This window comes from Shigella sonnei (genome assembly GCF_002950395.1).
GTDB lineage: Bacteria > Pseudomonadota > Gammaproteobacteria > Enterobacterales > Enterobacteriaceae > ECMA0423.
The window spans coordinates 1,155,645-1,168,955 of the sequence record NZ_CP026802.1 but is presented as its reverse complement, the minus strand read 5'-3'; the positions used below and the strand labels follow the sequence as shown (position 1 = coordinate 1,168,955).

Genomic DNA, 13,311 nt, shown 5'->3' with positions numbered 1-13,311 from the left:
CACCTCAAAAACACCATCATACACTAAATCAGTAAGTTGGCAGCATCACCGCAAAATGAGTCAGGGAAAACGACACAATCAGGCGCTTATCGCCCTGGCGAGACGACGCTGCGACGTTCTGTTCGCCATGATGCGCGACGGGACTTTTTATACCCCGCAGGGGTCATAACATGCTTGACAACTTAATAGGGGCACCCTCTTTTATTTTAATTTCCGCTTCATTTGTGTTCAAATCAACTTTTTTAATTACTCCATGTAAGTTGGGTTTTGATAGTTTTTCTACGCCACCATCAGGAGCGGGTAATATACATCGTTTAAGAACTTTAGCATTTGCACATCCAATAACCAAAATTAGAATGCACACTCCCATGTTAATCGCATTAACGTGTCTTAAAACGTTCATATCTAATTCTCTCTCCAGGATGCGAATACATCCAACTTGTCACTTTCTTACACAACTCATCTACATCTTCATTCTGTGCACGGGTACATCCCATAGTTGGTTTCCAGCCTTGTCGAGGAGCATAAGGATCGCGCAACGATGATCCCCCACCATGTAGCCATCTTGCTCTAGTATCTGTAGTATAGATCTTCGTTGTGCCATATGCTGCCGATATTCCTGATCCATTTGTCTCACAACCAACGACTTCACCTGTATATGGATCACCAGCACCACGTTGAGAACGACGATCAATTCTATTGCTACTATCAAAAGTCATTGAATCACCTGTTTCAGGATCATAATAAATAGTCACTCCTCCAGTCATATCAGTAAGAACAAGAGGAGTTTCAGCACCTGCCCGGTCTGGAGCGGGAGGCCCATATACACTTATAACTCGTTCTAACCCCAGTGGATCAGTGTAACGTATTGGTGCCAGTGGATACGTGTATAGATTTATTCCCCCCTTCAACCCTATCGGATCCTGGGTGATATACCGCCCCTGCAACGGATCGTAGTACCGGTGACGGTTGTAATACAGTCCCGACTCCTCATCATACTGCTGCCCCGGCAAACGGTACGGCTGGTACAGGTGATGCGGGTTCTCCTCATTAAGCTGGTTCCCCCACTCGTCATACTCCCCGCGCCACGCCGTTTCCCCTTCCGGGCTGATGAGCGCCTGCGGCAGTCCCCGGTGGTCACAGTGGTAAAGATGCAGCCTCCGCTCCGGGATGTATTCCGCCTCCATCTGGCTTTCCATCTGCTCCACCGTCAGCCCGCACTGCGCAAGCCATGCCTCACTCTCCGCACTCACCGCACCCGCACGCAGTTCCCGCTCCAGCCTCCCCAGCATCACCGCCAGCTCCGCCGGAAGCGTCACCCCCGTGTCCTCCTGCAACACCTCCGCCAGGCTCCGGTGCCGCGCCTTCGCCTGTTCGCCATTCTCTGTTTCGATTCTCAGGAGCGGCGTGAAGCTTCCCGGCTGGTATACCGTCTGGATTCTTGTCTGTTGGGTCTGTACAGTGGTCAGCCTGTCACCGTCCCACCCGTACCAGGTCTCCTCCGGTTTACGCGACAGCGACATCCACCCCGTCAGGTCACGCTCCCGCCGCCATACCCGTTTTCCCGTCCGGCGGCCCAGCGGGTCATAGAGGTACCGGCTCTCCACCTGTGGTTCGCCGTGCTGTATCCGCGTGTAGAACACCAGGCGGTGCTGGCTGTCGTAGTGATAGTGGTGGGTGCGCTCGTCGTGCATCCGGATAACCCCTTCCGGGATACGGTCCGTCTTCTCCGCCAGCCTGCCGTATTCATCGTAGCGATAGACATAGTGCGCATCTTCCGCGATGCGGTTATCCGGCCACGCCGTGAGGGTGCTGTCCGGGTGCAGTTCCGGGTCCGGCAGCCGGTTTCCTGCCGGGTCTGTTGCATACGGGATATCGATATCCAGGTTCGCTGCCGTGGTGTGGACGCCCGTCAGCCTCCCCGTGTCGCTGTAACGGTACTCCCGGCTCTCCTGCGGGCCACTGATGCGGATTAGCTGTCCGTTGTCGTTCCAGTCGTAGTCACGGTCAAGCTGCGGAAGGTTCAGGTGCCTGCTCCGGAGCTGGCCGCTGGTATTCCAGGCGGTGGCAAGTTCATATGCCTCCCCGCCGAAGCTGCGGGCCGTCTCACGGTGCAGCCGGTCCCGCGTGTACTCGACCAGCGGTGTTCCGCCCAGCTTCATCCCCGCAAGATAACCGCTGCCATACGTCAGCCACTCCACCGGCGGCAGGCCGTCCGGCTCCTGACGGGTCGCCAGCCCCTGTTCGCTGTACGCGTGCCCCGTCTCATGCTCCCACAGCATCTCCCCCGTCTCCGGGGTCTCCACCGTCTGCCGTTCGCCCGTCAGACGGCCTTTATCGTCATAGCCGTAGTGGACCGCCACACGGTGGCCTTCACTCAGGTGGCTGATTTCTGTCAGCCAGCCGTGATCGTCATACTGCCACTGCTCCGCCGGTTCACCGTTCACCGTGCGCCGGGTGATACGGTCCGACGCATCGTAATGCCAGAGGGTGATAAGCCCCTCATCTTCACTCTGCGTGAGTTTTCCGGTCAGGTCATACTGGTAACGTTGCGTCCGGCCGTCAAAGCCGCGCTGCTCCGTCAGCCTGTCGACCGGGTCATACCGGAACGTGGACTGGCTGCCGTTCTCGTTGGTCAGCACAGTGATGCGCCCGGCGGCGTCATACCCCATGCTTCGCGTCAGACCGCCCTGCGTGGTGCTGACGGCCTTTCCCCACGCATCATACTGTATCTCACTGCGGCTGCCGTCCGGGGCAACGATAGCGGTGAGGTCTCCTGCGGCGCTGTACTCATAACGGGTTTCACGCCCCTGCGCATCCCTCTGACTGACCAGTTGACCGCGCGGGTTATAACTGCTGTAAGTGCTGATGCCTTCTTCCCGGTGAACGGCGATTTGTTGACCGTACCGGTCATACTCATACCGCGTCGTGTACCCCGAGCAGTCCGTAAACGCCTGAAGCTGACCGTACCGGTTTCGCGTTATTCTCCGCCTCACCCCGGTTCCGTCTTCCACCGCACAGGGCAGGCCACTGCGGGAAGAATCATAAAACCAGCGCGTAATGTTACCGTTGCGCGAGGTCTCTTCCGCCAGCCTTCCCTTCTCATCATACTCCCGGCTGCTGCGAAGCCCGTCCGGGTACGTCACCGACGTCACCTGCCGCTGGCTGTTATAGCCATACCGTACCGTCCTGCCGTCCGGCAGTATCACTGAAGTCAGCTTTCCAGACGCCATATGCAGTCGGTACTCCGTCCGCCGTCCCGCCGCATCCGTCTGCGCCTTCAGCCTCCCCGCCTCATCATACTCGCTGCGGGTGATGCTCCCGTCGGCATGCTCCTTCTTCACCACCCGCTTCAGGCCACCCTCGCCTTCCGTGTACAGCACCTCCCGCCGGTTCAGGCTGTCCGTGATGATTACCCGGCTCTCTCCGTACTCAAAGCGGTAGTCCAGCCCCTCCGGGTTGACCTGCTCCGTCACCCGACCGGTATCATCATACCGGTAGCAGCTCTCCGGCCTCCCCGCATAATGGTGCGCCACCATCCGCCCGGCGTGCTCCGCATCATAAGTAAACCCGCGCACCTGCATCCCGCTGCGGTCATACACCGCCCGCAGTTCACCACCGGCCGTGTACGTGTAGCGCGCCAGCGGCGCAGTCGGCTGTTCATCCGGGTATGCCGGGTCGTGTGTCAGCCATACCGCCTCCAGCCGGATACCGTTATCGGCACCGTACTCTGTACCGGCGGGCAGCGTGTCGGGGAAGGAAGGAGCTGAGAGAGGGCAGGGACTGTCAGGGGAAGATAACGAAGCGGTGTGCGGTTTACGGGCCTCTTCCGCCCGCTGCGCCTGTGTGGTCAGCACCAGGTGAAAACGGCGGCCCGCGCCGTCCATCACCCCCGTCACCGCGCCCGCCACGTCACCCTCCGCTGCCCGGTGAAAGGCCAGCGTCCGCCCGAAGCCGTCCACCACGCCCGTCAGCACCCGGTATGCGGGCGGCTCCGGCGGCAGCACCTCGTCCGCCCCCGGCACCCGCTCCGGCCAGCTGAGTATCCACCACGGCCCCTGAAGGCTGTTTGTCGCCAGGTACACATGCGGACTCAGGCGAACATCTTCCGGCAGCACCTGCCAGAGCGCGCTTAGCGGCTGCGAACTGTGCTGCGCCGCTACTCCGCCCCGCGCCAGCCAGAGTGACTCGCTGCGGCTGTAGCTTATCTCGCCGGGAAACAGCGGCTCAAAGTGAATGCTCCTGCCGCCGCTGTCGTTGAGTATCAGGCCTTCATCGCGTATCTGTAAGCGGATATCGAAGGGCGCTTTCCAGCCGGGACCAAACACCCCCACCGGCGCGGGTGTTCTGGTCCGGTAGCTGCTGTAGGCGCGGAAAAGAATAAACGGCAGCGGGCAGGGCAGCGCAAGGTCCGTCTCGCCCGGCAGCACCTTCGCACCCAGCACCGGGTTCACCGGGTTAGCATAGGTAATCCCTCCCGGACACACCGAACAGGCCACTCCCGTCGGCGCACCTATCAGCACACCCGCTGAACCCTGCACAATATCCAGTCCCTTGCGGGTCATGTCGCCCTGCCGCGCCGCCGGTTTTCCGCTCATGGTTTATTCCTCTTCATCTGAATTGATTTACATTAGGTTGGTTATTTTCTCATACCCACAACTATATTTTCTCTCTGAATTTATTACGTGCAAGACAATCGCAGCACTCTAACTAACTTCGATGCAATTTGATGTTCAGAAAAATCCCTCATTAGATTATTATCATGAAATACAGCTAATCATCTTTAGCTTATATATTTCTCAATGTATTCTTTTGAAAGGATCCGTGCCCTTTCAAACTCTTCAGCAGGGCAAGATTACGAAAGCCCGCTCCCCGCAAGGACTGACGCCAGATAGTTTCTGTCCATGGCTGCTTTTCGCATCTTACGTCTTAACCCTGCCTTGAATACCTTATCATTCGTCAAAATATTAATAGTAATGTGCCGTATCCCTGAAAATAATTCTGCTGCATTTCCTCTTCTTATTTTGCAGTCGTCTTCATTCATTACCACGTCCAGACGCCAGTGCAGCTTATTCTCCACGTGCCAGTGGTTTCGGATTGCTGTGGCGAACTTTTCTGCAGTTAAATCAGCAGAACTGATATAATATCTGACCGTCATTTCTGGCTCTTTCTTTTGTTCTGCTATTATTGACCGAAAGGAGACTGCCACGCATAATTTCTTCAGTCCTTTCCATTCAAACGTGAAATCAATAAGTTCATCAGGGACATCGCAAACAATATGAAGACGGATTTCTTCTCTGCCGTGACTCTTTTCACTGATTGCGTAACTGTCATGCTCTGGATTATTTAATTCTTTCAGCGGAAATTTTTCCTCAAAGGCTTTATTTAGCCGCCCCTGGTTTCCTTTTACAGCGAATAAATAATCACCTCCCTGTTTTTGTATCTTCTCTGCAATATCTTTCTGGCAACCCATCGCATCAGTTGTGATGATTTTTCCTTTAATATCCAGCATGTTAAGAAGTTCAGGAATGGCTGTAATCTCATTGGATTTCTCATCCGTCTTGATCTGCCCGAGGACCAGACTGTACATTGTTGAGAACGCACTAATGACATGAATCGCTCCCCTGCGACGACTCTTATCATAAGAGTGCCGGAGCGTTTTTCCATCAATTGCAATGACGTCTTTATCATCTGAAGAATGGCAGTCACGCATCCAGTTAATAAAGCACTCATGAAATTTTGCAGGACTGATACAGGATACAACTCTGGCAATGGTATCGTGAACAGGAATGCCATTTTCAAAATCACCATATTGCTTCAAAAAATGTTCCATCAATTTTTTAATTTCCATTTTGTTCTCCTTAATTATGTAAGGAGTATTTGATTATGTATAAGCAATAAAAAAACAGCTTCAGGTAATGAGGAATATCTCAATTTTTAAACATAAAATGCGAATTATTTAGTACAAAAAGTGAACTTCTGATGATCTTTCCCTGAGTCATATACTTGCCCTTTAGCGGATCGTAGTACCGGTTACGGTTATAGTACAACCCCGCCTCTTCATCATACTACTGTCCCGAGAGATTGTCAGACGCTTGCTATACTCCAATCCTGTCTGTTTTTTTATCTACTCCGGCGTCAGGTCGAAATATGCCAGCCACTGTAATTTATATTTATCCATATCACACCACTATCCTATCCCCCAAAATAAATCACACATTACTTTAATCCATTTGTTTACCTTATCTTTTACCTTTCCACTTTTAAAAAATAAAGAATACACAAAATGCACGGTTACAAGTATACTACTAACAATAAACACAAACATAAAAATATCATTAAAAATACACATTACAACCCCAGCGTCCCAAGCTCTTCAAAAAACTTCATTGGAGAATCTTTGATATTCTCAATCTTTTCACCATAAACGTCTAATATTGATGGTTCACCAGGGTCATCAAACTGCTCACCATAAGGTAAAATACCCAATAAATTTCTCCAACACCTATCTCTACCATTTTCCTGAAGTGATTCTGATAATTGTAAATTTGCTCTGTTATATGCAGCTGTCGCAGATTTTATATTCCACGCCCCTAAAGCCATAGAAGCTGCACCGACTGGGGCAGCAATGATCGTTCCATCGGCAGCAACACTTATACCGAATTTTGTCATGCCACTTGCATACAGCCTTGCTGAATTAGCAGTATTTAAACTAGCTGTAAACATTTTTGTCGGGTTAAACGGAAGGTTATCCAGTTTATTATTTATATCATCTATAAAATGACTACAACTCTCACATGAGAATAACCCCAACGGATCTATCCTGCTCACCGGATTCAGCGGATACTGATACAGATTCCACCCACCTTTCAGCCCAATGGGGTCCTGGGTGATGTACCGTCTCTGCAACGGATCATAGTACCGGTGACGATTGTAGTACAGCCCCGACTCCTCATCATACTGCTGCCCCGGCAGACGGTATGGCTGATACACATGATGCGGGTTCTCCTCATTTAGCTGGTTGCCCCACTCATCATACGCCCCGCTCCACACCGTATCGCCGTCTTCGCTGATGAGCGCCAGCGGCTGGCCCCGATGGTCGCAGTGGTAAAGATGAACGTTTCGCACTGGTGTGTATTCCGGCTCCACCTGTCTGGCCAGTTGCTCCACCGTCAGCCCGCACTGCGCAAGCCACACCCGGCTTTCACTGCTCACGCGGTCTGCCCGGATTTCTTCCTCCAGTCTGTCCAGCAGCCGCACCAGTTCAGCCGGAAATACCACGCCGTGCCCGTCCTCGCTCCCTTCCTGCTGCAGCTTCTCCGCCAGGCTGCGGCGCTGCGCTTTCTCCCGCTCGCCGTTCTCTGTCTCGACCCGGATGAGCGGCGTGAAGCTTCCCGGCTCGTATACCGTCTGGATACGTGTGGTGTCGGTCTGTACCGTCGTCAGCCTGTCGCCGTCCCAGCCGTACCATGTCTCCTCCGGTTTACGCGACAGCGACATCCACCCCGTCAGGTCACGCTCCCGCCGCCATACCCGTTTCGCCATTCGCCGTCCCAGCGGGTCGTAGAGGTAGCGGCTCTCGACCAGTGGCTCGCCATGCTGTATCCGCGTGTGGAACACCAGGCGGTGCTGGCTGTCGTAGTGGTGGGTCCGCTCGTCGTCCGTCCGTATCACACCCGTCGGGATGCGGTCCGTCTTCTCCGTCAGTCTGCCGTATTCATCATAGTGGTAAACATAGTGCGCATCCTCTGCGATGCGGTTATCCGGCCACGCCGTGAGCGTGCTGTCCGGGTGTAGCTCCGGGTCCGGCAGGCGGTTTCCCGCCGGGTCGGTGGCATACGGGATGCGGATGTCCAGGTCCGGTGCGAGGGTGCGCACCGTCTCACGGTGCAGCCTGTCCCGCGTATACTCGACCAGCGGCGTCCCGCCCAGCTTCATGCCCGCCAGGTAACCGCTGCCGTAGGTCAGCCACTCCACCGGCGGCAGGCTGTCCGGCGTGACGCGGTTTGCCAGCCCCTGTTCGTTGTAGGCGTGTTTCGTCTCATGCTGCCACAGCAGTTCCCCCGTCTCCGGGTTCTCCACCGTCTGCCGTTCGCCCGTCAGGCGGCCCTTATCGTCGTAGCCGTAGTGGACAGCGACACGGTGGCCTTCGCTCAGGTGGCTGATTTCTCTCAGCCAGCCGTGGCCGTCATACTGCCACTGCTCTGCCGGGTCGCCGTTCACCGTCCGGTGCGTGATGCGGTCCGACGCATCGTAGTGCCAGAGGGTGACAAGCCCCTCATCCTCACTCTGCGTGAGTTTTCCGGTCAGGTCATAATGATAACGTTGCGTCCGCCCGTCAAAGCCGCCCTGCTGTACCAGCCGGTCCAGCGCATCGTAGCTGAAGTCGCTGTGACTGCCGTTCTCGTTAGTCAGACTGATGACACGTCCGGCAGCATCGTACTCCATACTGCGCGTCAGCCCGCCCTGCGTGGTGCTGACCGCCTTTCCCCACGCATCGTACTGTGTCTCGCTCCGGTTGCCGTCCGGGGTGATAACGGCAGTCAGGTCGCCTGCGGCGTTGTACTCATACTGCGTTTCACGGCCCTGTGCGTCTTTCACCGAGGTTAACCGGCCACGGTTGTCATAGTGGCGGTAAAGGCTGATACCTTCCTCGCGGTGAACCGCCGTCATCTGGCCGAAGCGGTCGTATTCATAGCGGGTCTGGTAGCCCGAGCAGTCAGTGAACGCCAGCAACTGCCCGTAGCGGCTCCACGTCATCTGCCGGGTGCTGCCCGTCGCATCCGTTGTCGTCGCCGGTAACTCACTGTGCGCGTCATCGTAGCGGTAGCGTACTGTCTCCCCGCTGCGCGATGTCTCCGATACCAGCCTGCCCGGTTCATCATATTCCCGGCGGCTCTCCAGCCCGTCCGGGTACACCACCGCCGTCAGCTGGTTCCCGTCGTTATAGTAAAATTTCGTCTCCCGCCCGTCCGGTGTGGTGATGTCCGTGATATCGCCGGACACCACATTCAGACCGTACTCTGTCCGCCGTCCCGCCGCGTCCGTCTGCGCCGTGAGCCTTCCTGCCGCGTCATACCCGCTGCGCGTGACGCTGCCGTCCGCCAGTTCTTTTTTCACCACCCGTTTCAGCCCGGCCCCGCCTTCTGTATGCAGCACCTCACGCCGGTTCAGGCTGTCGGTGACGGTGATGCGGTCCTGCTCATAAAGATAGCGGTAGCTTAACCCTGCCGGGTTCAGTTGCTCCACCACCCGCCCCGTATCGTCGTAGCGGTAGCGCATCTCCGGCCTTCCCGCGTAACGGTGCGCCACCATCCGGCCCGGGTGCTGCGCGTCATACGTGAAAGCGCGCACCTGCGTATTGCTGCGGTCATATACCGCCAGCAGTTCACCGGCTTCCGTATACGTGTACCGCACCAGTGGCGCAGCGGGCAGGCTCTCCGGGTATGCCGGGTCGTGCATCAACCACACCGCCGAAAGGCGGATACCCCTGTCGGGGCCGTATTCGGTACCAGGCAGTGTGTCGGGGAACGCTGAGGCTGAGAGAGGGCGGGAACTGTCAGAAGAAGATAGCGAAGAGGTGCGGGCCTCTTCCGCACGCTGCGCCTGCGTGGTCAGCACCAGACGGAACTCCCGCCCGGCACCGTCCGTCACGTCGGTGATTTCCCCGGCCAGGTCACCGGCGGCCTCACGCCGGTACGTCAGCGTCCGCCATCCCGGTAAGCACCCGGTACGGCGGCAGCGGCGCTGGCAGTACGTCCTCAGCACCCGGCACCCGCTCAGCCCCCCCCAGTATCCACCACGGCCCCTGTGCGCTGTTGGTCGCCAGGTAAAGATGCGGGCTTAACCGGATATCCGGCGCAGCGCCCCCCACAGCCGCGCCAGCGTATGGCCGTCCGGCTGTGCTGCCTTACCACCGCGCACCAGCCACATTGACTCACTGCGGCTGTACACCGCCTCCCCCGGCAGCAGCGGCTCAAAGTGAATGCTCCGCCCGCCGTTGTCGTTGAGTATCAGTCCGTCATCACGTAGCTGTAAGCGGATATCAGAAGGCGCTTTCCAGCCGGGGCCGAAAACGCCCACCGGTGCAGGCGTCTTCGTCCGGTAGCTGCTGTAGGTGCGGGAGAGAATGAACGGCAGCGGGCCGGGCAGCGCAAGGTCCGTCTCGCCGGGCAGCACCTTCGCCCCCAGCAGCGGATTTACCGGGTTGCCCGAAGTCATCCCGCCCGGACACACCGAGCACGCCACGCCGGTGGGCGCGCCAATTCTTACACCTGCCGAACCCTGGACAATGGGACCGCCATACTGAGTCATATCTCCCTGACGCGCCGCTGGTTTTCCGCTCATGATTCAAATTCCTTCTTCTGTTTATTTTTAATGCTGGTTTGTTACTGAATACCGAACAGGTACGGGATCAGTACTCTCTCATATCCGGCGTATCCTGCTTTTCATCAGGGGTCTTCGGTGGGGATTTCGAGGCTGCACAGTTCCAGTTAATCAACAGTGAGTCACCATTAACCTGCTCCTTACCCTGCAAATGAATTTTTGTGCCGTTGAGAAAAATTTGTCCGTCCTTCGTCAGCACCAGCCTTGCCTTACCACAGCAGAGCTCCAGATGCTCACCGGCGGAGTAAATCGCGGTCTGCCCGGTATCATCCTTTTTCGTTTTACCAACGGTGAAGGTAACGTTATTTCCGACTTTGACGTCATAACCCAGCCCGACCCTCAACGATTTATGCAAACCGATCTGCGAGGACTGCATCAGTGCCACCGAGGTGTTCATAATGCCACCTACCGTCGTCTGATACGCCACGCCCACCGTCAGCGCACGAACAAGTCCAATCGTTTCCACCTGAACAGAACCCACTTTAATTATCTGGTTACTGCCCACCGTCTCTATCTGGTTAACGCCCACCGTCTCTATCTGATTGTTGGTAACCGCAATCATCTGATTGTTGCCAATGGTTTCAGCATGGTTGTTTATCACATCCGTGGTGCGGTTATTCAGCACCTCGGTGTTCATGTTCTTCTGCGCGTGGATGTAGACCTGTTCTTTCCCTGTCGCATCGTCAAACTTCAGTTCATTAAACCCGCTGCCCTTATAGGTTTTCGAACGAATGGTCATCTGCGTCTTCGTCCCCGGCAGGCTGCCGGGTGTGCGGTTTTCCTGGTGGTAGGTACGCCCCATAATAATCGGCTGGTCCGGGTCGCCGTTGAGGAAGTCCACAATCACCTCCTGACCCACACGCGGTATCGCCAGGTTGCCAAAGCCGGTGCCTGCCCACGCCTGTGCCACACGGATCCAGCATGAACTGTCCTGGTTTGACGGGTTATAGCGGTCCCAGTTAAATTTCACCCGCACGCGGCCATGTTCATCACAGAAGATTTCCTCGCCTGCCGGTCCCGTCACGACGGCGCTCTGCGGGCCATCCACCAGCGGTTTCATCAACGGCTGTGGCCGCCATGTTCTGTCTGCCGGGATTACCGCAAAATGGTTCTCCAGCGTGGTGCCTGAACCCCTGCGTCCCGGTACCGCCTGCGGCTGTTCGCCGTGAAGATCGCTCGCCACCACCTGCCATTCCCGGTTCAGGTTCGCCTGCGGATGCCCCGTCAGCACAATTCGCCGTCCCGGCCATATCTCCGGCGAACGGCTTGTTCCGCGCGCCACTTCTGCGTTGTTTCGCCAGCCGTCCATCTGCCAGCGGGCAAAGTTCTGCCCGTGGGCACCCTTGAAACGTCCGGGGTAGTCATACACTTCATACTGCGTGCGCTGGTAATCCTGGTACTGGCCTTCCTGATCAAAACGCCCTGGCCAGCCGGGACGTTTAAAGGTGTAGTCTTTGGTCACTACGGAAGAAGGACGGATTTGTGCGCTGTAGCGAAACTGGCTGATGCAGAGGGTACTTACCTCGGTACGGGTGTTCGGGTTCCAGGGGATCTCAAAGGACTCCGGCAGATAACGCACGGTGTCGCACAGGACCAGGCTCTGGTCGGTACTTTTTTGCGCGTGCTCCTCATAAAAGAAGATGCCTTCCTCCGCCGCCATCCGGCACAGGAAATCGTAATCAGTTTCGCCGTACTGGACACAAAACTCACGGGAAGGATGCGGCTCGCTGAACAGCGGACTCCACTCGGTCACACCGTTTTCCTTCAGGATCGTCGCGAGGATGCTTTCGATGTCCTCATTCTGGAAGATACGGAAGTTCTGGCGCAGCCCTATGCGCCACAGCGGTGGGCATACCTTCATGCTGTACAGCATCTGGTTTTTGTCGTTCTCCCCCAGTTCAAACCAGGTCACCACACCTTTCACCCGGCGCTGTACGTCATCGCCCTGCCATACCGTCAGGTAGGCCATTTTGTCCAGCACCTGCGCAAATTCAAGGGAGAGAAACTGCTGGCTGACCAGAGAGAGATCGAGGGAAAAGAGCGAAGAGAGTGACTGGTTCAAATGAAAGGAAACCACCGCAAAAGCATCCGGTGGCAGGCCGTCCACTTCCAGTGTGAAACGTAATCCGGTTGACATAGCAACCTCCGTGAAAATGAATAATAATCCGCACATATTGCATGTACAACATGTCGGGCGGATGAGATAAGCGAGTCGACATCTGGCGTTACCGGGGAATATCAGAAAAATGTCATGGTTATGTGATGATTTAGTCTGGGATTTTACTTCAGAGAAACGGGTGTCTGTTTAGTCAACAAAATAATCACAAACGCAACGGATGGGTTCTCGACGTTATTCACGACAGGCTCGTACATTACAGCGAGTAATAAAAAACCTGATATGCAAAGTCAAACCAATATTCATAATGTCTTTTTATTCACAACAATAAATAATTCAATAACAATCATTGAAATGAATGATGGTTTGTATAAGGAATATACGCTACCGCCCACCCTGATAACATGATCTGCACATTGCCATCTTAACGTCGTTAAACACTGGCTTAATAGTGGATATTTCAAATTAGGAATTTATTAAATTCACCTGATGAATATAATAAGCAAATAGCATAGAAAATAATGGCAACTCCCCCCGAGAGGACCATTTCCAAAGCACTGCACCACCACCTGGTGCCCGGATGATCTTGCTTCAGTGGTAAGAGTACCTGATTCATTGTTCCCAAAATGATGTTTTCCCCGGCCCCGCCAATAATGTGCAGCTCTCACGTGATAATCTATTGATTAGGTTATATTAAGAATCAATATTTAAAATACATCCATTTTCTTGAATAAATCAACATATTTATTTATCAATTGCTGTTTTAGCTCTGACTCATCAAGCTCTCCATATTTGTCCTATAGATAATT

At 55.1% G+C, this 13,311-nt stretch carries 3 protein-coding genes and 4 pseudogenes; 1 reads left to right on the top strand and 6 read right to left on the bottom strand.

Translation table 11 applies throughout. The features are described 5' to 3' along the window. Positions 1 to 49 precede the first annotated feature (49 nt). Positions 50 to 169: pseudogene (locus tag C1P89_RS25835) on the top strand (hypothetical protein); the annotation flags it as partial. On the opposite strand, the gene C1P89_RS06230 reads toward C1P89_RS25835, so the two are convergent. From C1P89_RS06230 to C1P89_RS06200, 6 genes and pseudogenes are all read right to left on the bottom strand, one after another. After that, positions 164 to 403, bottom strand: coding sequence for a hypothetical protein (locus C1P89_RS06230; RefSeq protein WP_001101831.1), 240 nt, complete (start codon positions 401 to 403; stop codon positions 164 to 166). The pseudogene C1P89_RS25835 and the gene C1P89_RS06230 overlap by 6 nt on opposite strands. Beyond that, complete coding sequence (locus C1P89_RS06225) at positions 381 to 4,598, bottom strand: RHS element core protein (RefSeq protein WP_000015417.1); 4,218 nt, start codon at positions 4,596 to 4,598, stop codon at positions 381 to 383. Before C1P89_RS06225 ends, C1P89_RS06230 begins: the two co-directional genes overlap by 23 nt. Positions 4,599 to 4,855: 257 nt before the next feature. Continuing rightward, positions 4,856 to 5,824: pseudogene (locus C1P89_RS06220) on the bottom strand (ISAs1-like element ISEc1 family transposase); the annotation flags it as partial. A 160-nt stretch (positions 5,825 to 5,984) separates the two neighbouring features. Further along, positions 5,985 to 6,068 (bottom strand): annotated as a pseudogene (locus C1P89_RS26420) (hypothetical protein); the annotation flags it as partial. A gap of 283 nt (positions 6,069 to 6,351) precedes the next feature. Beyond that, positions 6,352 to 10,347: pseudogene (locus tag C1P89_RS06215) on the bottom strand (RHS repeat-associated core domain-containing protein). Between the two features lie 67 nt (positions 10,348 to 10,414). Continuing rightward, positions 10,415 to 12,523, bottom strand: a complete 2,109-nt coding sequence (locus tag C1P89_RS06200; RefSeq protein ID WP_000103256.1) for a type VI secretion system Vgr family protein — start codon at positions 12,521 to 12,523, stop codon at positions 10,415 to 10,417. Between the last annotated feature and the right edge of the window lie 788 nt (positions 12,524 to 13,311).